The organism is Pseudolysinimonas sp. 10J20-29, assembly GCF_055809595.1.
In genome coordinates this window covers 2,150,057-2,176,954 of sequence record NZ_CM147917.1, presented here as the reverse complement: position 1 = coordinate 2,176,954, position 26,898 = coordinate 2,150,057, and the positions used below count along the sequence as shown (strand labels likewise).

Annotated in this window: 26 protein-coding genes; 20 read left to right on the top strand and 6 right to left on the bottom strand. The window is 70.1% G+C overall.

Features of this window, described 5'->3' with window-relative positions; all coding sequences use genetic code 11:
* Positions 1-5: 5 nt before the first annotated feature.
* Complete coding sequence (coaA, locus tag AC0L6Y_RS10490; protein WP_473552084.1) at positions 6-953, bottom strand: type I pantothenate kinase; 948 nt, start codon at positions 951-953, stop codon at positions 6-8.
* Positions 954-996: 43 nt separating this feature from the next.
* Here coaA and glmS point away from each other — a divergent pair, with 43 nt between their 5' ends.
* The 8 genes from glmS (at position 997) to AC0L6Y_RS10450 (ending at position 7,447) form a co-directional block, all read left to right on the top strand.
* A complete protein-coding gene (glmS, locus tag AC0L6Y_RS10485; protein ID WP_473552080.1) occupies positions 997-2,847 on the top strand; it encodes a glutamine--fructose-6-phosphate transaminase (isomerizing) in 1,851 nt (616 codons plus the stop codon).
* Positions 2,848-2,857: 10 nt separating this feature from the next.
* On the top strand, positions 2,858-3,229 hold the full coding sequence (locus AC0L6Y_RS10480) for a holo-ACP synthase (protein WP_473552078.1): 372 nt from the start codon (positions 2,858-2,860) through the stop codon (positions 3,227-3,229).
* Positions 3,226-4,344: an alanine racemase gene (gene alr, locus AC0L6Y_RS10475; protein WP_473552073.1), complete on the top strand. Its 1,119-nt coding sequence runs from the start codon at positions 3,226-3,228 to the stop codon at positions 4,342-4,344. Before AC0L6Y_RS10480 ends, alr begins: the two co-directional genes overlap by 4 nt.
* Positions 4,337-4,855 carry a tRNA (adenosine(37)-N6)-threonylcarbamoyltransferase complex ATPase subunit type 1 TsaE gene (tsaE, locus tag AC0L6Y_RS10470; RefSeq protein WP_473552067.1) on the top strand — a complete coding sequence of 173 codons (519 nt, stop codon included), beginning with the start codon at positions 4,337-4,339 and terminating at the stop codon, positions 4,853-4,855. The genes alr and tsaE overlap by 8 nt, the downstream gene beginning before the upstream one ends.
* Positions 4,856-4,864: 9 nt before the next feature.
* Positions 4,865-5,509, top strand: coding sequence for a tRNA (adenosine(37)-N6)-threonylcarbamoyltransferase complex dimerization subunit type 1 TsaB (gene tsaB, locus AC0L6Y_RS10465; protein ID WP_473552061.1), 645 nt, complete (start codon positions 4,865-4,867; stop codon positions 5,507-5,509).
* Complete coding sequence (gene rimI, locus AC0L6Y_RS10460) at positions 5,506-5,979, top strand: ribosomal protein S18-alanine N-acetyltransferase (RefSeq protein ID WP_473552055.1); 474 nt, start codon at positions 5,506-5,508, stop codon at positions 5,977-5,979. Before tsaB ends, rimI begins: the two co-directional genes overlap by 4 nt.
* On the top strand, positions 5,976-7,028 hold the full coding sequence (gene tsaD / locus AC0L6Y_RS10455) for a tRNA (adenosine(37)-N6)-threonylcarbamoyltransferase complex transferase subunit TsaD (protein WP_473552050.1): 1,053 nt from the start codon (positions 5,976-5,978) through the stop codon (positions 7,026-7,028). The genes rimI and tsaD overlap by 4 nt, the downstream gene beginning before the upstream one ends.
* 107 nt (positions 7,029-7,135) lie before the next feature.
* Entirely contained in the window at positions 7,136-7,447 is a 312-nt protein-coding gene (locus AC0L6Y_RS10450; RefSeq protein WP_473552043.1) for a hypothetical protein, read from the top strand.
* A 62-nt stretch (positions 7,448-7,509) separates the two neighbouring features.
* Here the strand turns inward: AC0L6Y_RS10450 and AC0L6Y_RS10445 are convergent, their stop codons facing one another.
* Positions 7,510-8,685, bottom strand: coding sequence for a THUMP-like domain-containing protein (locus AC0L6Y_RS10445; protein ID WP_473552039.1), 1,176 nt, complete (start codon positions 8,683-8,685; stop codon positions 7,510-7,512).
* A 129-nt stretch (positions 8,686-8,814) separates the two neighbouring features.
* Here AC0L6Y_RS10445 and groES point away from each other — a divergent pair, with 129 nt between their 5' ends.
* The 5 genes from groES (at position 8,815) to AC0L6Y_RS10420 (ending at position 13,719) form a co-directional block, all read left to right on the top strand.
* Positions 8,815-9,111, top strand: coding sequence for a co-chaperone GroES (groES, locus tag AC0L6Y_RS10440; protein ID WP_473552034.1), 297 nt, complete (start codon positions 8,815-8,817; stop codon positions 9,109-9,111).
* A 79-nt stretch (positions 9,112-9,190) separates the two neighbouring features.
* A complete protein-coding gene (rarD, locus tag AC0L6Y_RS10435) occupies positions 9,191-10,126 on the top strand; it encodes an EamA family transporter RarD (RefSeq protein WP_473552030.1) in 936 nt (311 codons plus the stop codon).
* A 40-nt stretch (positions 10,127-10,166) separates the two neighbouring features.
* Positions 10,167-11,423 (top strand): ABC transporter substrate-binding protein, encoded by a 1,257-nt coding sequence (locus AC0L6Y_RS10430; protein WP_473552025.1) that lies wholly within the window; start codon positions 10,167-10,169, stop codon positions 11,421-11,423.
* Between the two features lie 151 nt (positions 11,424-11,574).
* The gene (locus AC0L6Y_RS10425) at positions 11,575-12,840 is read left to right on the top strand and encodes an ABC transporter substrate-binding protein (RefSeq protein ID WP_473552019.1); all 1,266 of its coding nucleotides are present in this window, start codon (positions 11,575-11,577) and stop codon (positions 12,838-12,840) included.
* A gap of 591 nt (positions 12,841-13,431) precedes the next feature.
* Positions 13,432-13,719 (top strand): GIY-YIG nuclease family protein, encoded by a 288-nt coding sequence (locus AC0L6Y_RS10420; protein ID WP_473552013.1) that lies wholly within the window; start codon positions 13,432-13,434, stop codon positions 13,717-13,719.
* 538 nt (positions 13,720-14,257) lie between these two features.
* Here AC0L6Y_RS10420 and AC0L6Y_RS10415 read toward each other — a convergent pair.
* From AC0L6Y_RS10415 to AC0L6Y_RS10400, 4 genes are read right to left on the bottom strand one after another with little or no spacing between them, the layout of a single operon-like run.
* Positions 14,258-15,001, bottom strand: a complete 744-nt coding sequence (locus AC0L6Y_RS10415; RefSeq protein WP_473552009.1) for an ABC transporter ATP-binding protein — start codon at positions 14,999-15,001, stop codon at positions 14,258-14,260.
* Between the two features lie 8 nt (positions 15,002-15,009).
* Positions 15,010-15,993: an ABC transporter ATP-binding protein gene (locus AC0L6Y_RS10410; protein ID WP_473552004.1), complete on the bottom strand. Its 984-nt coding sequence runs from the start codon at positions 15,991-15,993 to the stop codon at positions 15,010-15,012.
* Complete coding sequence (locus AC0L6Y_RS10405; RefSeq protein WP_473551997.1) at positions 15,983-16,963, bottom strand: branched-chain amino acid ABC transporter permease; 981 nt, start codon at positions 16,961-16,963, stop codon at positions 15,983-15,985. Before AC0L6Y_RS10405 ends, AC0L6Y_RS10410 begins: the two co-directional genes overlap by 11 nt.
* Before the next feature lie 9 nt (positions 16,964-16,972).
* A complete protein-coding gene (locus AC0L6Y_RS10400; protein ID WP_473558454.1) occupies positions 16,973-18,253 on the bottom strand; it encodes a branched-chain amino acid ABC transporter permease in 1,281 nt (426 codons plus the stop codon).
* A gap of 250 nt (positions 18,254-18,503) precedes the next feature.
* On the opposite strand from AC0L6Y_RS10400, the gene guaB reads away from it, so the two are divergent.
* The 7 genes from guaB to AC0L6Y_RS10365 all read left to right on the top strand — a co-directional run bounded on the left by guaB (position 18,504) and on the right by AC0L6Y_RS10365 (position 26,896).
* The gene (gene guaB / locus AC0L6Y_RS10395) at positions 18,504-20,006 is read left to right on the top strand and encodes an IMP dehydrogenase (RefSeq protein ID WP_473551992.1); all 1,503 of its coding nucleotides are present in this window, start codon (positions 18,504-18,506) and stop codon (positions 20,004-20,006) included.
* 159 nt (positions 20,007-20,165) lie between these two features.
* A complete protein-coding gene (locus AC0L6Y_RS10390; protein ID WP_473551987.1) occupies positions 20,166-21,233 on the top strand; it encodes a hypothetical protein in 1,068 nt (355 codons plus the stop codon).
* Positions 21,230-22,351, top strand: coding sequence for a GuaB3 family IMP dehydrogenase-related protein (locus AC0L6Y_RS10385; RefSeq protein WP_473551982.1), 1,122 nt, complete (start codon positions 21,230-21,232; stop codon positions 22,349-22,351). Before AC0L6Y_RS10390 ends, AC0L6Y_RS10385 begins: the two co-directional genes overlap by 4 nt.
* 32 nt (positions 22,352-22,383) lie before the next feature.
* On the top strand, positions 22,384-24,108 hold the full coding sequence (locus AC0L6Y_RS10380; RefSeq protein WP_473551980.1) for a glycerol-3-phosphate dehydrogenase/oxidase: 1,725 nt from the start codon (positions 22,384-22,386) through the stop codon (positions 24,106-24,108).
* Positions 24,109-24,140: 32 nt separating this feature from the next.
* Positions 24,141-24,689 (top strand): cation:proton antiporter regulatory subunit, encoded by a 549-nt coding sequence (locus tag AC0L6Y_RS10375; RefSeq protein ID WP_473551976.1) that lies wholly within the window; start codon positions 24,141-24,143, stop codon positions 24,687-24,689.
* A gap of 3 nt (positions 24,690-24,692) precedes the next feature.
* A complete protein-coding gene (locus AC0L6Y_RS10370; protein ID WP_473551973.1) occupies positions 24,693-26,129 on the top strand; it encodes a cation:proton antiporter in 1,437 nt (478 codons plus the stop codon).
* Positions 26,126-26,896 (top strand): SURF1 family protein, encoded by a 771-nt coding sequence (locus AC0L6Y_RS10365; protein ID WP_473551970.1) that lies wholly within the window; start codon positions 26,126-26,128, stop codon positions 26,894-26,896. The genes AC0L6Y_RS10370 and AC0L6Y_RS10365 overlap by 4 nt, the downstream gene beginning before the upstream one ends.
* The last annotated feature ends 2 nt before the right edge of the window (positions 26,897-26,898 follow it).

The following is a 26,898-nucleotide window of genomic DNA, read 5'->3' as shown; positions in this document are numbered from 1 at the left end:
GACGCCTAGATCTTGCGCAGGAGGACGCTCGACACGGTGTGGTCGGCGGCCTTGCGGAGCACGAGGTCGGCGCGGGCCCGCGTCGGCAGCACGTTGTGCTCGAGGTTCGGGCCGTTGATCTCGGCCCAGATGGAGCGCGCCATCGCCACGGCCTCGTCCTCGGCGAGGTCGGCGTAGCGGTGGAAGTACGACTCCGGGTTGGCGAACGCGCCGCGCTGGAGGCGCAGGAACCGCTCCACGTACCAGCGCTCGATGTCGCTCGTGCGGGCATCCACGTAGACCGAGAAGTCGAACAGGTCGCTCACCGCGAGGTGCGCGCCGCCGGCGGGCGGCTGCAGCACGTTCAGGCCCTCGACGATCAGCACGTCGGGTCGGCGCACGCTGATGTGCTCGTCCGGCACGATGTCGTAGACGAGGTGCGAGTAGACGGGCGCGTGCACCTCGGCCACCCCGCTCTTGACCTGCGAGACGAAGCGCAGCAGCGCGCGACGGTCATAGCTCTCGGGGAAGCCCTTGCGGCGCAGCAGACCGCGGCGCTCGAGCTCGGCGTTCGGGTAGAGGAATCCGTCGGTGGTCACCAGTTCGACCCGCGGGGTGCCCACCCACCCGGCGAGCAGCTCCCGCAGCAGACGCGCGGTCGTCGACTTGCCGACGGCGACCGATCCGGCGACGCCTATCACGAACGGGGTGTGCTGCGGTGTCTGGCGAAGGAACCCGGCGACGTCGGTGCGCAGCGAGCGCGAGCTCGTGGCGTACAGGTTCAGCAGGCCGCTCAGCGGGGCGTAGACCTCGGCGACCTCCGCGACGTCGAGACGCTCGCCGATGCCGGCGATCTGCGCGAGCTCGTCGGGCCGGAACGGCTGCGAGGTGCGCGGGGCGAGAGCGGCCCAGTCCCCGCGGTCGAGCTCCAGGAACGGTGTCGCCCCATTGCCGGTGGAATGGGCGTCGGACATCCCCCTCAGGATAGTGCCGCTTCGCCCACCTAGAATCGACAGCATGTGTGGCATCGTGGGGTACGTCGGGCCGGGTAGCAGTGTCAAAGTGCTGCTGGGCGGCCTGAAGCGGCTCGAATATCGCGGATACGACTCCGCCGGAGTTGCGGTGCTCGACGACGCCGGGGTGCTCAGCACCCGCAAGCGCGCCGGCAAGCTCGGCATCCTGGTCGACAACCTGGAGGCGGACGGGCTGAGCGACGGGCACACCGGCATCGGGCACACTCGCTGGGCGACGCACGGCGGCCCGACCGACGGCAACGCGCACCCGCACCTGGGCGACGACGGCAAGCTCGCGCTCATCCACAACGGGATCATCGAGAACTTCTCCGAGCTGAAGCAGGAGCTGCTGGATGCCGGAGACACCTTCACGAGCGAGACCGACTCCGAGGTCGCCGCTCTGCTCGTCGGGCGCGCCTACCGCGAGACCGGCGATCTGACCGCGGCGCTGCGGGCGGTCGCCGTGCGCCTCGAGGGCGCCTTCACGCTGCTGGTCGTGCACCAGGACGAGCCGGGCGTGGTGGTCGGCGCTCGCCGCAACTCGCCGCTGGTGATCGGCCTGGGCGAGGGCGAGAACTTCCTCGGCTCGGACGTGGCCGCCTTCGTCGAGCACACCCGCCGCGCGATGGAGATCGGGCAGGACGAGATCGTGACGATCCGCCCCGACTCCGTGGTCGTCACCGACTTCACCGGCGCGCCCGTCGAGGCCAAGGAGTTCGAGATCTCGTGGGACGCGTCGGCGGCCGAAAAGGGTGGCTGGTCGAGCTTCATGAAGAAGGAGATCAGCGAGGAGCCCGAGGCGGTCGAGAAGACGCTGCTCGGTCGCGTGCACGACGGCGCGGTCACGCTGCCCGAGCTCGAGCCGCTCGCCGGTGTGCTCTCCGACATCAACCGGGTCATCGTGATCGCCTGCGGCACCGCCGCCTACGCGGGCATGGTCGGCAAGTACGCGATCGAGGGCTGGGCCCGGGTTCCGGTCAACGTCGAGCTCAGCCACGAGTTCCGCTACCGCGACCCGGTGCTCGACGAGCGCACGCTCGTCGTGTCGGTCAGCCAGTCGGGCGAGACGATGGACACCCTCATGGCGGTCAAGTACGCGCGCGAGCGCGGGGCGCGCACCCTGTCGATCTGCAACACCCAGGGCGCGACGATTCCGCGCGAGTCCGACGCGGTGCTGTACACGCACGCCGGCCCCGAGGTGGCGGTGGCCTCGACCAAGGCGTTCGTCGCGCAGGTGACGGCGCTGTACCTGCTCGGCCTCGACCTGGCGACCCGTCGAGGCACGCTCACGGCCGAGCGCATCGCCGAGAACGTCACCGAGCTGCAGGCGATTCCGGAGAAGCTCGCCGAGGTCGTCGCCTCCGGCTCGGAGCGGATCGCCGACTTCGCGCGCTGGATGGGGGACACCCAGTCGGTGCTGTTCCTCGGTCGCCACGTCGGATATCCGATCGCGCTGGAGGGTGCCCTCAAGCTGAAGGAGCTCGCCTACATCCACGCCGAGGGCTTCGCCGCGGGGGAGCTCAAGCACGGGCCGATCGCGCTCATCGAGCCCGGCCAGATCGTCTTCGTGATCGTGCCGAGCCCGCGCGACCCGGGCTCGCTGCACAAGAAGGTCGTCTCGAACATCCAGGAGATCCGCGCTCGCGGCGCTCGGGTGATCGCGATCGCCGAGCTCGGCGATGTCGAGGTCGTCGCGCATGCCGACGAGGTGATCCGCATCCCGCTCGCCGCGCCGATGTTCGAGCCGCTGCTCGCGGTCGCGCCGCTGCACATCTTCGGCATGGAGCTGGCGAGCGCCAAGGGGCTCGACGTCGACCAGCCGCGCAACCTGGCCAAGTCGGTCACGGTCGAGTAGGCGGTCGGCGATGATCGCGGGGATCGGCATCGACATCGTCGATCTCGCTCGTTTCGAGCGGGCGGTGAGCCGCACCCCGCTCCTGCGCGCCCGCCTGTTCGCTGAGAGCGAACTCGTGCACGAGGGGCGCGAGCTGCCCCTGCGCTCGCTCGCGGGCCGCTTCGCCGCGAAAGAGGCGCTCATGAAGGCGCTCGGCGAGACCGACGGCGTCGCCTGGCACGACATGGAGGTGGTGCGCGACGCCGAGGGCAACCCCTCGTTCCGCGTCCGCGGGGCCGTCGCCGAGATCGTCGAACGCCGCGGCATCGGCGCCCTGCACCTCACGATGTCGCACGACGCGGGCATCGCCATCGCGCAGGTGATCGCGGAGGCGGCACCGTGACCGCGCCCGTGCGCGAGGCGCGCATCGACCTGGCCGCCGTGCGCGACAACATCCGCGTGCTGCGCGAACTCGTCGCGCCCGCGCGGGTGCTCGCCGTCGTCAAGGCGGAGGGCTACGGTCACGGCGCCGAGCTCGTGGTGCGCGCGGCGCTCGAGGCGGGGGCCGACTGGCTCGGCGTCGCCGACATCGACGAGGCGCTCGCGCTGCGGGCCGCGGGGATCGAGGCGCCGCTGCTCGCCTGGCTGCACGGGCCCGAGATCGACCTGAGCGCGGCGCTCTCCGCCGAGATCGACCTCGGGGTGAGCTCGCTCACCCAGCTCGAGCAGGTCGCCGAGCACGGCCGCGGTCGGGTGCACCTGAAGATCGACACCGGACTCAGCCGCAACGGCTGCGCGCCCGAGGACTGGATCGCGCTCGTCTCGCGCGCCGCCGACCTGGAGGCCGCGGGTCGACTCGAGGTGCGCGGCATCTTCTCGCACCTCTCCAACACCGACCAGGCCGAGGATGCGTCCGAGCGCGCCCGCTTCACAGCCTCCGTCGACATGGCGAAGGCCGCCGGGCTCCGCCCCGAGCTGCGGCACCTCGCCGCGAGCCAGGCCGCCATCACGACGCCCGAGGCGCGCTTCGACCTGGTGCGGCTGGGCATCTCGATCTACGGCCTCGCCGCGGATCCGAGCATCGACGCCGCGGCCCTGGGGCTGCGCCCCGCGATGGAGCTCGCCGGCCGCGTGGCTGCCGTGCGCCGCGTGCCCGCGGGAGCCGGGGTGTCGTACGGCTACACCTACCGCACCCCCGCCCCGACGACGCTCGCCCTCGTGCCGCTCGGCTACGCCGACGGCGTGCCCCGCAGCGCCTCCAATCGCGGTGCCGAGGTGGCGATCTCGGGGGTGCGGCATCCGATCGTCGGACGCATCGCCATGGACCAGTTCCTGGTCGACGTCGGCGACGCGCCGGTGCGGGTGGGAGATCGCGCGGTGCTCTGGGGCGACCCGGCCGCCGGGGTGCCGAGCGCCGACGAGTGGGCCGAGTGGGCGGGCACCATCAACTACGAGATCGTGACGCGCGTCGGACCCCGCGTCACCCGCACGCCGGTGGACGGTGAGCCCGATGTTTGACCTGATCATTCCGGATGCCGAGGCGATGGAGTCGTTCGGAGCACGGCTGGCGCCGATGCTCCGCGCGGGCGACCTGGTGCGCCTCGACGGCGAGCTCGGCGCGGGCAAGACGACCTTCACCCGCGGACTCGGGGCGGCACTCGGAGCGCGCGGCGCCATCACGAGTCCCACCTTCGTGCTCGCGCGCGAGCACCCGACGACAAGCGGCGTGCCGCTGGTGCACGTCGACGCCTACCGGCTGAGCACGGGCCGCGACGTCAACGACCTCGACCTCGACCTGGACGGCTCGATCGTGGTCGTCGAATGGGGCGCGGGCAAGCTGGACGACCTCGAGTCGTGGCTCGGCATCGAGATCGAGCGACCGCACGGCGGGGGCGCCGCGCTCGACGCCGATGCCGACCCCGACCTCGCCGACGAGCCGCGGGCGGTGCGGGTCACCGGGATGGGCGCCCGCGGACGCGAACTCGAGGCGGCGCTCTACGCCGCCCTCGACGCCGACCCGTCGAACTAGGCTCTCTCTGTGCTTCTCGCGATCGACACCTCCACCGGCACGAGCGTCGCGCTCGTGGACCCGGAGCGCGGCGTGCTCGCCGAGCACACCGTCGCCGACACACGCCGCCACGCCGAGGTGATCGGCGCTCTCATCGAGCGGGTGCTCGCCGAGACCGGCGTCGGCCCGCGCGAGGTGAGCGGAGTCGTGGCGGGCATGGGCCCCGGGCCCTTCACCGGCCTGCGGGTCGGGATCGCCGCCGCGCGCGCCTTCGCGCTGGGGATCGACCGCCCCGTGCTGCCGCTCGCATCGCACGACGCCGTGGCCTTCGCCGCGGCGCAGGCGGGGCAGACGCGCCCGATCCTCGTGGTCACCGACGCGCGCCGCCGAGAACTGGCCTGGTCGAGCTACGGCCTGCCGGATACGGACGGCCTGCCGGTGCGTCTCGCCGGGCCCGCCCTGATCCTCGCCGCCGAACTGGGGGAGGCCGGCCCGCCGGATGCCGGACTCGAGGGCGACTTCGACCGGATCGACGCCAGCGAGATCCCCGCCGGTGCCCTCGGGCTGCTGGCCGCCGCCCGCCGCGCGCGCGGCGAGATCGCCGACACGGTCGAGCCGCTCTACCTTCGGGCGCCCGACGTGACGCTTTCGACGCCGAAGCGGGTGACCGGATGACGCGGCAGGTGCGGCGCGCGCGAGCCGACGACCTCGACGCGATCATGGAGCTCGAGACGGTGCTGTTCCCCGGCGACGCCTGGTCGCGAGGGCAGATGGCCGACGAGATCTCCTCCCCGCACGGGTACTACGTCGTCGCCGAGACCGACACCGGCCTGGATGGTTATGCCGGCCTCCGCGCCCCGCGCGGCACCGAGCAGGGCGACATCCAGACGATCGGCGTCGCGCCGTCCGCCCGCCGTCAGGGTCTGGGCCGCACGCTGCTCGGCGTGCTGCTCGCCGAAGCGCGCGACCGGGGGATGCGCGAGGTGTTCCTCGAGGTCCGCGACGACAACCCGGCGGCGCAGGCGCTGTACCGCGAGCACGGCTTCGAGGAGATCGCGGTGCGCCCCCGCTACTACCAGCCCGACGACGTGGACGCGGTCGTGATGCGGCTCGTCTTCGGCGACCCCGAGGTGGTGCCCGCATGAGCGAACCGCTCGTTCTCGGAATCGAGACCAGCTGCGACGAGACCGGCATTGGAATCGTGCGCGGCCAGACGCTGCTGGCCAACGTAATCGCCTCGTCGATGGACGAGCACGCGCGCTTCGGCGGGGTGGTGCCCGAGATCGCCGCCCGCGCCCACCTCGAGGCGCTCGAGCCCACCATTCGAGCGGCACTCGCCGAGGCGGGCGTCGGCCTTGCCGACCTCGACGCGGTCGCCGTCACGAACGGCCCGGGGCTCGCCGGTGCGCTCATGGTCGGCGTCGGCGCCGCGAAGGCGCTCGCCATCGCCCTCGACCGGCCGCTCTATGCGGTCAACCACCTCGTCGGCCACGTCGGCGCGGACGTGCTCGGCGGCACCGGCGACGAGCCCCTCGAGCTGCCGACGATCGCTCTGCTCGTCTCCGGCGGTCACACCTCGCTGCTGCTCGTGCGCGACCTTGTGAGCGACGTCGAGCTTCTCGGCGAGACGATCAACGACGCGGCGGGCGAAGCCTTCGACAAGGTGGCGCGGCTGCTCGGGCTGCCCTACCCGGGAGGGCCGCAGATCGATCGCGCCGCCGCGAGCGGCGACCCGACCGCAATCCGCTTCCCGCGAGGGCTCACCGCGCCGAAGGACCAGGCGCGGCACCGCTACGACTTCTCCTTCTCGGGCCTCAAGACCTCGGTCGCGCGGCACGTCGAGGCGGCACGCGACCGCGGCGAAGAACCCGCGATCGCCGACGTCGCAGCGAGCTTCCGCGAAGCGGTCGTCGACGTGCTGATCAGCAAGGCGCTGGACGCGTGCGCCGAGCACGGCATCCCGCGCCTGCTGCTTGGCGGCGGCGTCGTGGCCAACGCCCGCCTGCGCGACGTCGCGACCGCGCGCTGCGCGGAGGCGGGGGTCGCACTGCGCATCCCGCCGCTGTCGCTGTGCACCGACAACGGTGCGATGATCGCGGCGCTCGGAGCGCAGCTGATCGCCGCCGGGCACGCCCCCTCGAGCCTGGAGATCGGGGCCGATTCGACGCTTCCCGTCACGACGATCCAGTCCTGACCTTCGCTCAGCGGGTGGGCGGCGCGCCGTCTTATCCGTTGACAGCCCCTGAGAGCGCTGGAAGCATTGCCCTGCTGGGACACCAGTGCCTAACTAAGGAGACCTCCATGACTGACAGCACCCCGCCCCCGGCAGCCGCTCCCGCGCCGGCGCCCGGACCGGTTCAGACTCTGAGCCTGATCTCGTTCATCGTCGGCCTCGCGAGCTTCCTCTTCGCGCTCGTTCCCGTCCTCGGGTTCCTCGGCGGTCTCGCCGCGGTGATCCTCGGATTCATGGGCAAGAAGAAGGAGCTCGCCGCTCCGAAGTGGATGTGGCTCGTCGGCATCATCGCCGGTTTCGTGGCGATTGCGATCAACATCATCTTCGTCATCGTGTCGATCATCCTGCCGCTCATCTTCGTGGCGACCTACGGCTACTAAGCACCACTCGACGGCGGGGGAGGCGGCAGTCGCCCCCGCCGTTGTCGTGTTCGGGCGCCGGCTCAGACCCGGTCGGCGAGGATCGCGACGCGCTCACCCGCGACGCGGGTGATGATCAGCGTCGCGCTCTCGGCACCCTTGAGCGCGAGCTTCACCCGGAACGCGGCGGGGTCGATGTCGACGCCGCGCTTCTTGATCTCGAGCGTGCCGATCCCGCGCGCCGCGAGCTCGCGCTTGAGCGTCTTCACGTCGAGCGGGAAGCGCTCGCGCACCCGGAACACCTGACCGAACGGCGTCTCGAGCGCGGTGTCGGTGGTGATCCAGGCGATCGTCTCGTCGATCATGCCGCCGTCGATCGCGCGGGCCAGATCGCCGATCAGCCGCGCCCGGATCACCGCGCCGTCCGGTTCGACGAGGAACTCGCCGAGCGCCCGCACCTCGGCGTCGGCGCTGTCGGCGGCCGCGACCAGCTCGGCCGCGCCGTGCGCACCGAGCACGAGGGCGGCGCGTCGGACGCCCGCGCGCGCGAGCGAACCCGACCACAGCACCAGCTCGACGACCTCGTGGTCGGCCGAGATCCACTGCGCCTCGACCTCCTCCGGAATCAGATCGCGGTCCAGGCCCGGGGCGAGTTTGATCCCGGTCGGCAGCTCCCGGGCTCGCGCGAACGCCCAGTCGAGCGAGGGCGACCAGTCGTCCGGGTCGCTGTGGCGGATGCTGCCGGAGCGCCGCGCCGGATCGATCCAGAGCCCGCCGACGCCGGCAAGGTCGGCCTCGGTGGCGTCTGCGTGCTCCACGCGCGCGGAGCCGAACGGGGCCAGGTTGTAGGCGGCGAGGGCGGCGGCCACCTCGTCGCGCTCGACCGCGACGACGCCCAGATCGAGGGCCGCCAGGGCGAGACTGTCGGCGCCGATGCCGCAGCCGAGGTCGGCGACGACATCGATTCCGGCCCCCGCGAAACGGCCCGCGTGAACCGAGGCGACCCGCAGCCGTGTCGCCTGCTCGAGGCCCTCCGGGGTGAACAGCATCCGGCTTGCGAAATCGCCGAACTTGGCGCGCGCCTTGGCGCGCAGCCTGGCCTGGCTGAGCACGGCGGCGACCCGGCCGGGCGGGTGGCCCGCCTTGCGCAGTCGAGCGACGGTGCTCACGATGTCGGTCCGCGAGTCGATCGGGCCGACCTCGTCCAGCAGGCGCAGCCCCTCGGGGGTGAGCACCTCGCGCAGTTCGGCCGCATCCATGCGTCCCACGCTACCGGGCACGGTCCCGCCGCTGGCACTCGCGTTGATCGACTGCTAATCAGGCCCTATAGTGGGTCTGGCACTCTCAGTGGGAGTGTGCCAACCATGAGTTTCAGAAAGAGGTCACACGTGTCGGTCTCCATCAAGCCGCTCGAGGATCGCATCGTCATCAAGCAGGTCGAAGCCGAGCAGGTCACCGCGTCGGGTCTCGTCATCCCCGACACCGCGAAGGAGAAGCCCCAGGAGGGCGAGGTCGTGGCAGTCGGACCGGGTCGCATCGACGACAACGGCAACCGCGTTCCGCTCGACGTCGCCGTCGGCGACAAGGTCATCTACTCGAAGTACGGTGGCACCGAGGTGAAGTACGGCGGCGAGGACTACCTCGTGCTGTCGGCTCGCGACGTGCTCGCGGTCGTCGTCTCCTAAGCGACGAATTTCCGCCGAAAGGCCCCGTGGCTCTGCCATCGGGGCCTTTCGCGTTTCCGGGACACCTACGCTGGTACTCGTGCCCCCCTCCCTCGCCCCCGAGAACGCGCGGCGCCGGGGGACAGGGCTCGCCTACGTCATCTCCGCGTACGCGCTGTGGGGCACCTTCCCGCTGTACTTCCTGCTGTTCGCTCCCGCGAGCGCGCTCGAAGTCGTCGGCTTCCGGATCGTGCTGTCGTTCGTCTTCTGCCTGCTGCTGATCACCGTCTTCCGGCGCTGGCGCGCCATCCTCGGACTCGTCCGGCAGCCGCGTGTGGTCGGCGCCATGGCGCTCGCCGGGGTCTTCATCTACGTCAACTGGCTCGTCTACGTCTTCGCCGTGCTGAACGACCAGGTGGTCGAGGCATCCCTCGGCTACTTCATCAACCCGCTCGTCACGGTGCTGCTGGGTGTGTTCGTGCTGCGCGAGTCGCTGCGCCCCGCGCAGTGGGTGGCCGTCGGGGTGTCGGCGATCGCGGTGCTCGTGATCGCCATCGGCTACGGGACCTTCCCGGTGATCTCCCTCGTGCTCGCCGCCTCCTTCGGCATGTACGGGTACGTGAAGAGCCGCGTCGGCGCGCAGGTCAATGCGCTCAGCGGACTCACGATCGAGACCACCGCACTCGCCCCCTTCGCCGTCGCGCAGCTGATCGTGCTCGGCTCGACGGCCGGGCTCGCCTTCGGACAGCACGGCGTCGGGCAGGCGCTCGCCATGCTCTCGGCGGGCATCGTGACCGCGGTGCCGCTGCTCATGTTCGCCGCCGGAACAAGGCGGCTCCCGCTCGTCGCGGTCGGGCTGGCGCAGTATCTGACGCCCGTCCTGCAGTTCGTGATCGGCGTGGCGATCCTCGGCGAGCCGATGCCGCTGGAGCGCTGGATCGGGTTCGCGCTCGTCTGGGTGGCGCTGCTGATCCTCTCGGTCGACATGGTGCGCGCAGGGCGCGCGAGCCGCCGCGCCTCCGCGCCGCCGCTCTGAGCCCGCGGTACAGTCGCTTCAATCGCCGAAAGGAGCCTGGATGCCGCGCGGTCTCGCCCGACTCGGTGCCGTGACGGCGCTCGTCCTCGCTGGCAGCCTGCTCTCCGCCTGCGCCGAGGAGCCCGTCGCCATGCCGACGCCCACCCCGACCCCGAGCGCCACGGCGTCGGGCGACGGCGTGCTGCGGATCGGCACGCTCTTCCCGACCTCCGGCGACCTCGAATACCTCGGCGACGGTCAGGTCGCCGGCGTCAACGCCGCCGTGCGCCAGATCAACGACGAGGGCGGCGTGCTCGGGGCCAAGGTGGAGGTCATCCACCGCGACTCCTCCGACGCCGGCGAGAAGAAGCTCGAGAAGAGCTTCGCCGAACTCGTCGACAAGGATGTCGATGTCATCATCGGCCCGTCGACCTCCGTGCTGACGCTGCGCCTGCTCGAACTCGCCGAGGAGGCGGGGATCCCGATCATCACCCCCGCTGCGACCTCGCCCCAGCTGACGACATACGACACGGCCAACTGGGTGTTCCGCACCATCGCGAGCTACGACCACCAGGGCGTCGTGCTCGGCCGCGTGCTCCCGGAGCGCGAGCAGGAGCGGGTCGCCCTCATCTACGTCAACGGCCCCTACGGGCAGTCGTTGGTGTCGCCGCTGGGCGCCTCGCTGGAGGAGTCGGGCGGCGAACTGGTCGCCAGCATCCGCATCACGAGCGACTCGAAGGTCGCCGACGTCGTCGAAGCCGTCGCGGAGGCCGAGCCGGATGCCGTCGTGCTGGCGACGACCGACAACGGGAAGGTCACCCGCAGCTACATCACGGCGCTCACCAAGGCGAAGCTCGGCGGCTCGAAGCTCTGGCTGACCAGCCTCAACATGGCCGACTACTCGCAGTCGCTCGACTCCGGGGTGCTGAAGGGCGCCAACGCGATCCTCGAGGGCGCGCCCGGCGACAAGGCGTTCAGCGCGCTCATCAAGCGCGAAGACCCCAAGGTGAGCGAGTACCGCTACTCGGTTGAAGCGTTCGACGCCACGGTGCTCGCGGCGCTCGCCGCCCTCACCGCGGGCAGCGACGACTCCCTCGCCGTGCGCGGGGCGCTCATCGATGCGAGCGTCGGCGGAATCAAGTGCACGAGCTTCGGGGAGTGCGCCTCCGTGCTTCGCACCGAGCCGGACGCCGACTACGACGGCCTCAGCGGGGTGCTCAACCTCGACGAGAACGGCGACCCGACGCGCGGCTCGTACGGCATCTACGAGTACGGATCGAAGAACACGGTCACGCGAAAGAGCACCGAGATCGGCTGATCGCGACGGAAATCGTCGAATATAACGATTCGGACCGCGTTACACGCTTGTAACAGTGATGAATTGTTCGTTGTTGCTCCGACCCGTAGCGTGAAACCCAGCAGTGCTGCTCCTGCGGCACCGCCCTGTCCTGTACACGATGAGGAGCAACATGACCAGCACGAAGGCTCACGCCATTCGTTCCCGGTCGCTGAAGGCGTCGATCGGCGGTGTCGCGATTCTGGCGACGACCGCTCTCGTGCTCAGCGGCTGCGCCACGACCGACGAGGGAACCACCCCCGCAGGCGACCTGACGCTCAAGATCGGTACTGCGCTTCCGCAGACCGGCAACCTCGCGTTCCTCGGCCCGCCCGAAGAGGCCGGCGTCGCCTACGCGGCTTCCGAGGTCGAGGCCTACGCCGAGACCACCGGACTCAGCCTCGAGATCGTCTACGGCGACTCGGGCGACACCGACAACAAGGCCTACGAGACCGAGATCCCGCGTCTCCTCGGCGAGGACGTCTCGGCGATCCTCGGTGCGGCGTCCTCGGGCGTCTCGCTCCAGTTCATCGACCAGGTCACGGGCGCCGGAGTCATCCAGTTCTCGCCGGCCAACACGTCGGACGCGTTCTCGACCTACGACGACAACGGCCTGTACTTCCGTACGGCTCCGTCGGACGTTCTCCAGGGTGAGGTTCTCGGAAACCTCATCGCCGAGGACGGCAACCAGACGCTCGGCATGATCGTGCTGAACGACTCGTACGGCACCGGACTCGCGAAGTACGTGACGGAGGCCTTCGAGGCCGCCGGCGGTACCGTCGTCGCGGCTCCGACCTACAACACGGGTGACACGACCTTCGACGCGCAGATCTCGGAGGTGCTCGCGGCGGACCCCGACGCGATCGCCCTGATCACGTTCGCCGAGGTCTCCACGATCATCCCGAACATCGTGAGCGACTTCCCCGCGGAGAAGCTCTACTTCGTTGACGGCAACCTCGCCAACTTCGGTGACGAGTTCGCCGCGGGCACCCTCGCGGGCGCCAAGGGCACCCTGCCCGGCCTCAGCGTCGACACCCTGGGTGACTTCACCTCGGCACTCGACGCCTACCTCGAGGCCGAGGGCTCGGCTGCGCTCGACGAGTACAGCTACGCGGCTGAGTCGTACGACGCCGTCATCCTCCTCTCGCTCGCCGCTCTCGCGGCCGGCTCGACCGAGGGTGCCGACATCGCGGCGAAGCTGCAGGAAGTCTCCGGTGGCTCGGGTGACGGTGAGAAGTGCACGACCTTCGCGGCGTGCGCCGACATCATCCTCGATGGCGGAGTTGCCGACTACGACGGCATCTCCGGTCCGATCACCTTCGACGAGGTCGGCGACCCGACCGAGGCGTCGATCGGCATCTACATCTACGGTGACGACAACACCTACACCGCGTACTAAGCGGTAACGGAGGGGCCCCGGTCTTCGGACCGGGGCCCTTTCCCGTCCCCCCGAGCGGGTTGAGTAGCGCCCTCCGGGCGCGTATCGAAACCGCAAGGCCCTGCGGGTTGAGTAGGCGCCTCCGGCGCCGTATCGAAACCGCAAGGCCCGGCGGGTTGAGTAGGCGCCTCCGGCGCCGTATCGAAACCCAGACCGCCCAACAGGTCTCGATACGCCGCTGCGCGCCTACTCGACCGCCAAGCTCGAGCGGAACGAGCGGGTTGAGTAGCGCCCTCAGGGCGCGTATCGAAACCGCAAGGCTCAGCGCGTTGAGTAGCGCCCTCTGGGCGCGTATCGAAACCGCAAGGCTCAGCGGGTTGAGTAGCGCCCTCTGGGCGCGTATCGAAACCCCACCCGTCTGCGGGTTGAGTAGTCGCTCAGCGCCGTGTCGAAACCGCAAGGCTCTGCGGGTTGACTAGTCGCTCCGCGACGTGTCGAAACCGCAAGGCTCAGCGGGTTGAGTAGTCGCTCAGCGACGTATCGAAACCCGACTTCCCCACACCCCGCGACACCCCGCGCCTCCGACGGCCAGCCCACCCGCACCATCGACTCATGATGGGCGTCTACATGCTTCGGTGCGGCGACGGCAGCTACTACGTCGGCAGCTCGCGCAACATCGAGCACCGGCTCTGGCAGCACTCGACGGGCGCTGGGGGCGACTACACCGCCAAACGCCAGCCGGTCGAGCTGGTGTTCGTCCAGGAGTTCGACCGAATCGACGAGGCGTACGCGCGGGAGAAGCAGCTCCAGGGCTGGTCTCGACGCAAGCGGGAGGCGCTGATCGAGTCGCGCTGGGACGATCTTCCGGGGTTCAGTCGGAAGGTGTTCGGGCGGGGGTAGGGGGTGGGGAGCTGGGGTTTCGATACGCGCCCGCGGGGCGCTACTCAACCCGCAGCGCCTTGCGGTTTCGATACGCGCCCGGAGGGTGCTACTCGACCCGCTCGAGCTTGGCGGTCGAGTAGGCGCGGAGCGGCGTATCGAGACCTGTGGGGCGGTCTGGGTTTCGATACGCGCCCGCAGGGCGCTACTCAACCCGCAGGGGGTTGGGGTTTCGACACGCGCCCGCGGGGCGCTACTCAACCCGCAGACGGGTGGGGTTTCGATACGCGCCCGCGGGGCGCTACTCAACCCGCAGGGCCTTGCGGTTTCGATACGCGCCCGCGGGGCGCTACTCAACGCGCTCGAGCTTGGCGGTCGAGTAGGCGCGGAGCGACGTATCGAGACCTGTGGGGCGTGTAGGGGTTTCGATACGCGCCCGTAGGGCGCTACTCAACCCGCAGCGCCTTGCGGTTTCGATACGGCGCCAATGGCGCCTACTCAACCCGCAGGGGCGCGGGGTTTCGATACGCGCCCGCGGCGCTACTCAGCCCGCAGAGGGTCAGGTGCCGAGGGTGCCGAGGTAGAGGCCGATGACCTTGGGGTCGTTCAGCAGCTCGCGCCCGGTGCCGGTGTAGGCATCCCGGCCCTGGTCGAGCACGTATCCGCGGTCGCAGATCTGCAGGCAGCGACGGGCGTTCTGCTCGACCATGATGGTCGTCACGCCGGCCTTGTTGATCTCCGAGACGCGGATGAACGCCTCGTCCTGGCGCACCGGCGACAGGCCCGCGGAGGGCTCGTCGAGCAGCAGCACCTTCGGGTCCATCATCAGCGCACGCGACATCGCCACCATCTGGCGCTCACCGCCGGAGAGCGAGCCGGCGCGCTGCTTGAGCCGCGACCCGAGTTCCGCGAAGATGCTCGTCACGAACTCGAGACGCTCGTTGTACGCCTTCGGCCGCTGGTAGATCCCCATCTGCAGGTTCTCTTCGATCGACAGCGTCGGGAAGACGTTGTTGTTCTGCGGGACGAAGCCGACGCCGCGGGCGACCAGCTTGTTCGCCTTCAACCCGGTGATCTCGTCGCCCTCGAGCGAGATGCTGCCGCTGCGGATCTTCACCTGGCCGAAGATCGCCTTCAGCAGCGTCGACTTGCCGGCGCCGTTGGGGCCGATGATGCCGATCAGCTCGCCCTGGTGGGCGACCAGGTTGGTGCCGTTCAGGATGTTGACGCCCGGAAGGTACCCGGCGACGAGATCCTTGACGTCGACGACCGCGGTCTTCGTTGCGGATGCAGGAGTGGCCATGGTCTCGCTCACTTCTTCTTGCGCTTGGAGGCGGGGGCTTCGGCGTCGAGCTCGGCCTCATACTCGGCCTCGATCTGCTCGGCGGCCTTCTTGCCTGCGCCCTCGGGGTCGGGGATGCGTCCGGTGACGATGCCCAGGTCGACGTCCTGGTGGGCGCCCAGGTAGGCGTCGATCACGGCGGGATCCTTCATCACCGCGTCCGGCGGGCCCTCGGCGACGACCTTGCCCTCGGCCATGACGACGACCCAGTCGGCGATGTGACGCACCATGTGCATGTCGTGCTCGACGAACAGCACCGTCATGCCCTCTTCCTTCAGGTCGAGGATGTGATCCAGCAGCGACTGCGTGAGCGCCGGGTTCACACCGGCCATCGGCTCGTCGAGCATGACCAGCGTCGGGTCGGACATCAGGGCACGGGCCATCTCGAGCAGCTTGCGCTGTCCACCGGAGAGGCTCGCGGCGAAGTCGTCGCTCTTGGCGTCGAGCTTGAACTTCTTGAGCAGCACCTCCGCCTTCTTCTCGATCTGCTCGTCCTGTCCGCGCCACAGGAACGGGAACAGGCTCGGGAGGAACCGCTCGCCCTTCTGGCCCTTCGCGCCGAGCTTCATGTTCTCGAGCACGGTGAGCAGTCCGAGCGCCTTGGTCAGCTGGAAGGTGCGCACCTGGCCGCGCTGGGCGACCTTGAACGCGGGCACGCCCGAGATCGAGCGGCCGTCGAACGACCACTCGCCCTGGTCGGGCTTGTCGAAGCCGGTCAGCAGGTTGAACAGCGTCGTCTTGCCGGCACCGTTCGGCCCGATGAGGGCGGTGATCGCGTTGCGCGGGATCTCCAGGTGGTCGACGTCGACCGCGGTGAGACCGCCGAAGCGCCGCTGGATGCCATCCATCACGATGACCGGGTCGACCTTGGCCACGCCGGGCTTGATCTCGCCCGTGTGCAGGCCCGTCGTCTTCTCGCGCGCGACGGGAGGCGTCTGATCGCTACTTGACAAAGGTCAGCTCCTTCTTGTTCCCGAGGATCCCCTGGGGCCGGAAGATGACGATGAGCATCAGGGCCACACCCACCAGCACGAAGCGGAGCGTCTGAGCCTGGATCGACGACATGAACGGCAGCACGCCAGCCTGCACCATGGCCGGCAGCACGTTGCTCAGCAGGGTCTGGATGACCCAGAAGATGACCGCGCCGATCACCGGACCGAAGACCGTGGCCGCACCGCCGAGCAGCAGCGCCGTCCACACGAAGAAGGTCAGCGAGGTGACGTACACGCCGGGGCTGATCGCCGAGGGGAGCGCGTAGACGATGCCGCCCGCCGCCGCGATCACGCCGCCGATGATGAGCGCCTGCATCTTGTACGAGAAGACGTTCTTGCCGAGGGCGCGCACCGCATCCTCGTCTTCACGGATTCCCTTGATCACGCGGCCCCACGGGCTGCGCATGAGCGACCAGACCAACAGGATCGCCAGCGCGAGCGTGATGATGCCCATGATGCGCACCCACCACTGGGTCTCGTTGTACTCCCACGGACCGAAGCCGTAGGTGCCCTGCGGGATCGGGTTCGACTCGCGGAAGCTCGAGTGGTAGCCGCTGAGGCCGTCCGCCGAGCCGGTGACGTCGTCGAACGCGGTCGTGAGGAACAGCAGCCGCAGCACCTCGGCCGCGGCGATGGTCACGATCGCGAGGTAGTCGCCGCGCAGACGGAGCGTCGGGATTCCGAGGATCAGCGCGAAGATCACCGCGCCGACCAGGCCGACGAGCACGCCGCCCCACCACGGGAAGCCGAAGGTCAGGATGGAGATCGCGTAGCCGTAGGCGCCGATCGCCATGAAGCCCGCGATGCCCATGTTGAGCAGTCCCGCGTAGCCGAAGTGCACCGCGAGGCCGAGCGCCGCGAGGGCGTAGGCGAGGGTGGCCGGACTCAGAATCGAGGAGCCGGTGTTCGAGAGGATTTGCAGCCAATCCATGGCGGGCGCCTAACCTATTCTCTCTCGGCGACCCAGGATGCCCTGAGGTCGGAACAGCAGAACGATGATGAGCACGCCGAGCGCGCCGACATACTTCAGGTCGGCCGGGATCCACAGGCTCGACACCTCGACGAGCATGCCGACGATGATCGAGCCGATCAGGGCGCCGAACGCCGTGCCGAGACCGCCGAGCGTGACCGCGGCGAACACGAGCAGCAGGATCTGCGCACCCATGTCCCACTTGATGCCGGGGCGGAAGTACGCCCACAGCACGCCGGACAGCGAGGCGAGCGTTGCCGCGACGACCCAGACCACGCGGACCACGCGATCCACGTCGATGCCGGATGCCGCCGCCAGCGACGGGTTGTCGGACACCGCGCGGGTCGCCTTGCCGAGCTTCGTGAACAGCAGCCACCAGGCGAAGATCAGGATGACCACGATCGACAGCCCCATGCTCGCCATGTCGATCACGCTGAGCGAGACGACGCCGAACAGCGGGATCTTGGCGGCGTCGGCGCCGGGCAGCTGGATCGTGCCGCCGCCGATGAAGAACTGGAACACGTAGCGGGCGGTCAGCGAGAGGCCGATGCTGACGATCATCAGCTGGACGATGCCGACGCCCTTCTTGCGCAGCGGTCTCCACAGACCCGCATCGAGGCCCCAGCCGGCCGCGGCGCCCATCACCACGGCGAGCGGGATCGCGAGCCAGATCGGGAAGTTGAACAGCGTCGAGAACATCAGCGTCATCACGGCGCCGAAGGTCACCATCTCAGCGTGCGCGAAGTTCGAGATGCCGGTCGTGCCGAAGACCAGCGACAGGCCGATCGCGGCAAGGCCGAGCATCAGGCCGAAGTTCAGGCCGTTGACGAGGCGCTGCACGAGTTGGTCGAAGAAGCTCGTGACGTTGCGCTCGCCCTCGCCGATGAAGAAGTTCACGGTGACGCGACCGCCCGCCCCGACGGCGGCTTCGCGCACGTTCGGGGTCTCGGAGGTCTCATCGACGACGGCGATGCCCTCGGGGAGGGTGTCCTCGTTGAGCGTGACGGTGTAGGTCACGTTGCGCTCGGGGACGCCGACGGCCCACTGGCCCTGGGCATCCGTCTCGACCACCGTGTTGATTCCGTTGCCGGAGACGGTGAGTTCGACATCCTCGAGCGGATTGCCGTCGAGCTGAACGTTGCCGCTCACCCGATAGTCGTAGGTGTCGGTGTCGACTTCGTCGGCGTAGGCCGGGGAAGCGGCGAAGAGCGCCATGGCCGCGATGGCGGTCGCGAGCACTCCTGTCACGATGCGCACGCGATGGCGCGTGGGTCGGTCGGCGGCGAGAGCCACAGGACCTCCAGTTCTCGGGTGAAAAGCAGGCGCGACGAGCGCAGACACACACGAACGTCGTCGTTGACGCTACTGAGCCTATGTTGCGGTGGTGTTTCCATGCGAACTCAACTTGTGTCGGAAATCTCCGCGCGGTGAGCCGTTAAGCTTCATGTACCCGTCTCCAGTGTTGTAGTCGGCGACCACAACCACGCCTTGCAGGAGCGACATGGACCAGCACGACCCCTTCGCCTTCGTCGGACTCACCTACGACGACGTCATGCTTCTGCCCGGGCACACGGATGTGATCCCGAGCGAGGCGGACACCTCCTCGCGCCTCACCAAGCGGATCAGCGTGACCGCGCCGCTGGTGTCCAGCGCGATGGACACCGTGACCGAGTCGCGCATGGCGATCGCGATGGCGCGCCAGGGCGGCCTCGGAGTGCTGCACCGCAACCTCTCGATCGAGGAGCAGGCGCGTCACGTCGACAAGGTGAAGCGCAGCGAGTCCGGGATGATCACGAACCCGGTGACGACGACGCCGGATGCGACCGTCGCCGAGGTGGACGCGCTCTGCGGGCAGTTCCGGGTCTCCGGTCTCCCCGTCGTCGAGGGCGACGGAACGCTCGTCGGCATCATCACCAACCGCGACATGCGCTTCGTCTCCGAGTTCGAGGCGAAGAACACGCTCGTGCGCGACGTCATGACGACGGCGCCGCTGATCACCGCGCCCGAGGGCATCGACCCGGATGACGCGATCGCGATCTTCGCCCAGCACAAGATCGAGAAGCTCCCGCTGGTCGACGGCGCGGGGCGGCTGCGCGGCCTCATCACGGTGAAGGACTTCGACAAGAGCGAGAAGTACCCGAACGCGACGAAGGACGAGGAGGGTCGCCTGCGGGTCGGTGCGGCGATCGGGTTCTTCGGCGACGCGTGGGAGCGCGCCGGGGCGCTGCGCGACGCGGGAGTCGACGTGATCGTCGTCGACACCGCGAACGGCGACTCGAAGGGCGTGCTCGAGATCATCGCCCGCCTGAAGGCGGACCCGGCGTTCGCCGCGGTCAACGTCATCGGCGGCAACGTCGCCACCCGTTCGGGCGCGCAGGCGCTCGTGGATGCGGGCGCTGACGCCATCAAGGTGGGCGTGGGTCCGGGGTCGATCTGCACGACGCGCGTGGTGGCGGGTGTCGGGGTGCCGCAGGTGACGGCGGTCTATGAGGCATCCCTCGCCGCGCGCGCCGCGGGCGTGCCGCTGATCGCCGACGGCGGCCTGCAGTACTCGGGCGACATCGCGAAGGCGCTCGTCGCCGGCGCCGACACGGTGATGCTCGGCTCGCTGCTCGCGGGCACCGACGAGAGCCCGGGCGACCTCGTCTACCAGAACGGCAAGCAGTTCAAGAACTACCGCGGCATGGGCTCGCTCGGCGCGCTCTCCGATCGCGGCAAGAAGACCTCGTACTCGCGCGACCGCTACTTCCAGGCCGATGTGCCGTCGGATGCGCAGCTGATCCCCGAGGGCATCGAGGGGCGGGTGCCGTATCGCGGTGCGCTCGGCGCGACCGTGTACCAGCTGGTGGGCGGCCTGCGGCAGTCGATGTTCTACGTCGGTGCGCGCAACATCGCCGAGCTGAAGTCGCTCGGCAAGTTCGTGCGCATCACCCCCGCGGGGCTCAAGGAGTCCCACCCCCACGACATCCAGATGACCGTCGAGGCCCCCAACTACACCCGCTGACTCTTGGCGGCGGGGATGCATCCCTGACGCCGGCGAGTGCCGCGCGCGGCACGCGGTTGGGGTGCGAGCAACTCGTTCGCAGGCTGAGTGGTGGCGCGCGCGTCCCCAGAGGTGTCGAGGTCGCCGCCGCGGCCCGGGTGCCGGCGCCAGCGTGGTGGGATGCGAATCCCACCCGACCTCTCCCTCGAGCTGGCGCTCGCCGCCGACGAGCACGGGCTGCTTTCGGTTGCCCGCTACCGCGAACTCGGCGGTGACCCGCGCGCGCTGCGCGTCGCCTGCGCGGCGGGTGTTCTCACGCGTGTGCGGCTCGGCATCTACTGTGACAGCGCACTCTGGCGCTCGCTTTCGCCGCGCGAGCAGCACGTCGCCCGCGTGCGCGCGGCCCTCTCCCAGGTCGGCCCCGAGTTCTGTGCCGCCGGGCTCTCGGCGGCGGCCGTCTGGGATCTCCCGATCCTCGGCAGCTGGCCGCTGGCGGTGACGCTGCTCGGCCCGTATCGCGGCGGAGGCCGCAGTGACCCCGGCGTGCGGCGGGTGACCACCGGGTTCGAGACGGCCGAGATCGTAGACGTCGGCGGCGTCCGCGCGACGACCCGCGCCCGCACCGCGCTTCAGCTCGCCGCGCGCGGCGATTTCGTCGCCGGCGTGATGGCGGCGGATGCGGTGCTCCGCTCCGGCGCACCCCGCGCCGAGCTGTGGCGCGAGTTCGACGCCGCCGGGCCGAGACTGGCGACGCGCGCCGCCGCGCGGGCGATCGACTTCGCCGACGGGGCCTCGGAGAGCCCCGGGGAGTCGGCGGCGCGGGCCGCGATCTTCCTGGCCGGGTTCGAGACGCCCGAGCTGCAGGTCGAGTTCGCCGACGCCGAGGGGGTGATGCGCGCCGACTTCGCCTGGGCGAACCGGCGCATCCTGGGCGAGTTCGACGGCAAGCAGAAGTACCAGCGCGAGGGCAACGGCGGCGAGGATCCGCAGGCGGTGCTGTGGCGGGAGAAGCTGCGCGAGGACCGGCTGCGGCGGCAGGCCGATGCGATGGTGCGGCTGGTCTGGGCGGATGTGATGAGCCGGGAGCGGCTCGTTCGCGCGCTCGACGCGGGCGGCGTGCCCCGACGCACCGGCCTCAGCCCGCAACCGCGTGACTCGCGCCCCAACCGCGTGCCGCACGCGGCACGCTCCCACGCCCGGGATGCATCCCCGCCACACGAGACGGGGGTGGGTAGGGTTGGGGGGTGAGCGACATCGAGATTGGACGGGCCAAGCGAGCCCGCCGCGCGTATGCCTTTGACGACATCGCGATTGTGCCCAGCCGCCGCACGCGTGACCCGAAGGACGTCAGCGTCAGCTGGACGATCGACGCCTTCACGTTCACCATCCCCGTCCTCGCGGCGCCGATGGACTCCGTGGTGAGCCCCGCGACCGCGATCGCGATCGGGAAGCTGGGCGGCCTCGGCGTGCTCGACCTCGAGGGCCTGTGGACGCGCTACGACGACCCCGAGCCGGTGCTCGCGCAGATCCGCAAGCTCGCTCCGCACGAGGCGACCGCCGCCATGCAGCGCCTCTACGCCGAGCCGATCAAGCCCGAGCTCATCAAGGCCCGCCTGGCCGAGATCCGCACCGCGGGCGTGCCGGTCGCCGGCGCGCTCAGCCCGCAGCGCACCCAGGAGCACTACAAGACCGTCGTGGATGCGGGCGTCGACCTCTTCGTCATCCGCGGCACCACGGTGAGCGCCGAGCACGTCTCCAAGACGGTCGAGCCGCTCAACCTGAAGGAGTTCATCTACGAGCTCGACGTTCCGGTGATCGTCGGAGGCGCCGCCACCTACACGGCCGCCCTCCACCTGATGCGCACCGGGGCCGCGGGCGTGCTCGTCGGCTTCGGCGGCGGCGCCGCCTCGACCACTCGTTCGAGCCTCGGCATCCACGCCCCGATGGCGACCGCGGTCGCCGATGTGGCGGGCGCTCGCCGCGACTACCTCGACGAGTCGGGCGGCCGCTACGTGCACGTCATCGCCGACGGCGGCCTCGGCTCGAGCGGCGACATCGTCAAGGCGGTCTCGGTGGGAGCCGACGCCGTCATGCTCGGCTCCGCCCTGGCCCGCGCCGAGGAGGCGCCGGGCGGCGGCTGGCACTGGGGAGCCGAGGCGCACCACGCCGAGTTGCCCCGCGGTCACCGCGTCGAGGTCGGCACGGTCGCCCCGCTCGAGCAGATGCTGTTCGGGCCGTCGGACACCGCGGATGGCCGCGTCAACCTGATGGGCGCGCTGCGCCGCGCCATGGCCACGACCGGCTACTCGGATCTCAAGGAGTTCCAGCGCGTCGAGGTCGTCATCGCGCCGTACCGCCAGAGCTGAACCGTCGGAGCTGAACCGCGAGGAGCGTTCGCATGAGCCCTGCTTCTGTCACCCGGTCGAACAAGCTGGGACCGGAGGAGCGGGCGGCCGCCCTCGCGAACATGCGCGCCAAAGAGCTCGATGTGCTCGTGATCGGCGGCGGCATCGTCGGCGCCGGGGCGGCGCTCGACGCGGTGACGCGCGGCCTTCGCACCGGCATGCTGGAGGCGCGCGACTGGGCCTCGGGCACCTCGAGCCGCAGCTCGAAGCTGGTGCACGGCGGCATCCGCTACCTGGAGCAGCTCGACTTCCCGCTCGTGCGGGAGGCCCTCATCGAGCGCGGACTGCTGCTGCAGCGGATCGCTCCGCATCTGGTCAAGCCGGTGCGGTTCCTCTACCCGCTGACCCAGCCGCTGCTGGAGCGCGCCTACGTCGGCGCGGGGATGCTGCTGTACGACATCTTCAGCTACACCGGACTCCGCCCGCCGGGGGTGCCGCATCACCGCCACCTCAGCCGGCGGCAGGTGCTGCGGGCGGCGCCGAGCCTGCGCCATGACGCGTTCGTCGGCGGGCTGAGCTACTACGACGCCCAGGTCGACGACGCGCGCTACGTGGCGACGCTCGCGCGCACAGCGAGCTTCTACGGGGCGCACGTCGCCAACCGGGTGAAGGTCGTCGGCTTCGTGAAGGTCGGGCAGCGGGTCGTCGGCGTGAAGGCGCACGACGTGGAGACCGGCGAGGACTTCGAGATCATGGCCAAGCAGGTCGTGAACGCGACCGGCGTGTGGACCGACGAAACCCAGGCGATGGTCGGGGAGCGCGGACAGTTCAAGGTGCGCGCGTCGAAGGGCGTGCACCTGGTGGTGCCGCGCGACCGCTTCCACTCGAAGCTGGGTCTGCTGCTGCGCACCGAGAAGAGCGTGCTGTTCGTGATCCCGTGGGGTCGGCACTGGCTGATCGGCACGACCGACACCCAGTGGACGCTCGACAAGGCGCATCCCGCGGCGACCGCCGCCGACATCGACTACATCTTGGATCACGTCAACGAGGTTCTGTCGGTGCCGCTCACGCGCGACGACGTCGAGGGCGTGTTCGCCGGGCTGCGCCCGCTGCTTGCGGGCGAGAGCGATGAGACGAGCAAGCTCAGCCGCGAGCACGTCGTGGCGCACGCCGTGCCAGGGCTGGTCGTGGTCGCGGGCGGCAAGTGGACGACCTATCGCGTGATGGCGAAGGATGCGATCGACGAGGCCGTCGCGGCCCTCGACGGCCGCACCGCCGACTCGGTGACCGAGAACATCGGACTGCTGGGGGCCGAGGGCTACCAGGCGGCCTGGAACAAGCGGGGCAAGATCGCGCGCGCCTTCGGCATCCACAAGTTCCGGGTCGAGCATCTGCTCGACCGCTACGGGGTGCTGACCGACGAGCTGCTCGACCTGATCCGGGCGCGGCCGGAGCTGCTGGATCCGCTGCCGGGCGCCGACGACTACATCGGCGCCGAGGTGGTCTACGCGGCCAGCCACGAGGGCGCGCTGCACCTCGACGATGTGCTCGCGCGCCGCACGCGCATCTCGATCGAGTCGTGGGATCGCGGAATCGCGGCGGCGCCGGTCGCCGCACGGCTGATGGGCGAGGAGCTCGGCTGGGACGCGGCGCGCATCGAGCGCGAGGTCGCGCTGTACCGCGCGCGCGTCGAGGCGGAGCTGGAGAGCCAGCGTCAGCCCGACGACGAGTCGGCCGACCGCATCCGCCGTCAGGCGCCGGAATTCAGCCCCAACTAGACTGACCTCACTCGCGCCGAGAGGAGCCGTGAATGGTCGACGTTCGTCGAGTCAAACTGCCCGGTGTCGGCGTGCTTCACACCTTCATCTCCGGTGACGGCGGAAAGGTCGGCGTCATCACGCACCGCTCGGGTCACAGCGACCTGATCGCCTTCGCGGACGCGGACGAGGTGGATGACGGCAACAAGGTCTCGCTGCGGCTGGACGAGGACGAGGCGCACACCCTCGCGGAGCTCCTCGGCGGCACGCGGATCACCGAGGCGATCTCGGGCATCGACGAGATCCCGGGGCTGTCGATCGACTGGTTCCACGTCGACTACGAGGACCACATCGCGGGTCAGCCCCTGGGCAACATGGCGAGCCGCGGACTGCCCGGGGTGACGGTGGTCGCGATCGTGCGCTCGGATGCGGCGAACCCGGCGCCGGCGGAGGACTTCAAGGTCTTCCCCGGCGACACCCTCGTGGTGGCGGGAAGCCCCGAGAAGGTGGCGAAGGCGTTCCAGTTCTACCGCACGGGCGAGGTCAAGGTGAAGACGCCGACGACGGCGATCCCCGTGCAGGACTCCCCGCCCGGGGAGTAGCGCATGCACGGCGAAGAACTCCTCGTCCTCGGCGTCCTGTTCCTCATCGCCTACGTGCTGGGACGGCTCGGCAAGTTCATCGGTCTGCCGGCGATCCCGATCTACATGCTGGTGGGGCTGCTGGCGAGCCCCAACTTCGCGCTGTTCCCGCTGGACTTCAGCGCCGACGACGTCGAACTGGTCGCCATCTTCGGGCTGATCTTCCTGCTGTTCAGCCTCGGCCTCGAGTTCGATCTCGACGAGTTCTTCGGCAACGCGAAGGCGCTGCTGATCTCGGGCGGCACGCGCATCGCGATCAACTTCGGCGTCGGCTTCGCCTTCGGCCTGTTCCTCGGCTGGGGGTCCCGCGAGGCGCTCATCGTGGCCGGGATGACCGGCGTCTCGTCGAGCGCGATCATCACGAAGCTCCTGATCGAGCTGCACCGGCTGGCGAACCGCGAGACGCCGGTGATCCTCGGCATCGCCGTCGTGGAGGACGTGTTCATCGCGATCTATCTGGCGATCGTCGGCGTCGTGATCGGCGGCGAGACGGAGCTCTGGCCGATCGTCGTGGAGCTGGCGATCTCGTTCGCGTTCCTGGTGGCGATGTTCTCGCTCGCCCGGTTCGGCGGCCGCCTGGTGGCGAGGCTCGTGCAGACGCGCGATGACGAGCTGTTCACGATCCTGTTCTTCGGCCTCGCCGTCGCGTTCGGCGGCATCGGCGAGCTGCTCGGGGTGTCGGACGCGATCGGCGCGTTCCTGATCGGGCTGGTGCTCGGCTCGACGCATCTGCGGGCGCGCATCGAGCAGTTCACGCGGCCGCTGCGCGACGTGTTCGCCGCCTTCTTCTTCCTCGCCTTCGGCCTCGCGCTGGACCCCTCGACCTTCGGCGAGGTCGTCTGGCCGGTGGTGGCGGCGATCGTCGTGACGCTCATCATCAACACCGCCGGGGGGCAGCTGATCGCGCGCCTCAACGGGCTCACGGCCGCCCAGGGGCTCAACGTCAGCGCGATGCTGCAGACTCGCGGCGAGTTCGCGCTGATCCTGGCGACGCTCGCCGCCGCGGCGGGACTCGACGAGCGCCTGACGCCGTTCGCGGGGCTCTACGTGCTCTCGATGGCCGTGATCGGCCCCGTGCTGGCGGTGAACTCGGAGAAGTTCGGGGCGGTGCTCCGGCGGCGGCGTGCCGCGCGCGCGGGCGTCGCGGCGCCGGTCGACCCGCTCATCGCGTTCGCCGAAGAGATCATGGCGGCCGAGTCCGCTGAGCCCGCCGAGGCGGAGCAGGTGTCCGAGGCGGCGGCCGAGGAGCGCCGCGTCGCCGAGAGCCCGGCGAGCGATCGCCGCGCGCGGCTGCGCCGCGAGGAGCATGACGAGGTCGAGGAGGCGGCGGCGCGCGCCGCCCGGGCCGCGGAGCAGAGCGACGGTATCGTGCCGACGCGGGAGAGGGATCCGGAATATTGAACGACAGCACCTCGACGCGCTTCTGGCGCCTCGCCCGGCAGGCGAAGTGGATCGCGGCTCTCGTGCTCGTGCTCGCGGTCGCGGCGGCGTTCGCGGGCCTCGGCCGGTGGCAGCTGGAGCGCAGCCTCGCGGCGAGCGTCGTCAACGAGGTCGACACCGAGACGGTGGTCCCGCTGACTGAGCTCGCGACGCCGGCGGTGTCGGTGACCGGAGAGCAGCTCGGCAGGCTCGTCTCCGTCAGCGGCCGGTTCGCGCCGGAGGACACCCTGGTGCTCGCGTCGCGCCTGCACGACGGCGACACCGGATACTGGACGGTCGCGCGGCTGCTGGTGGAGGCGCCGGACGCCGCCGAGCCGGTCTCGCTCGCGGTCGCGCTCGGCTGGTCGGCGACCGAGGCGGAGGCGCGCGCCGCCGCTCCCGCCGATGACGCGATCGTCGACCTGCAGGGGCGCTACCTGCCGAGCGAGGCGCCGCGCACCGAGGATCTGGAGACGGGGGAGCGCTCGGCGGTGTCGATCGCCGACTTCGTCAACGCCTGGTCGGACTACCGCGGAACCGTCTACGGCGGTTATCTGATCTCCGACACCGCGCCCGACGGGCTCGCCCTGATCGACGCGCCCGCGCCGCTTCCCGAGGCCTCGGTGAACCTGCTGAACCTGTTCTACGCGCTCGAGTGGCTGATCTTCGCCGGCTTCGCCTTCTACCTCTGGTACCGACTCGTGATGGACGAGGTCGAGAAAGAGGTCGAGGCGGCGACCGTAGACTAGAG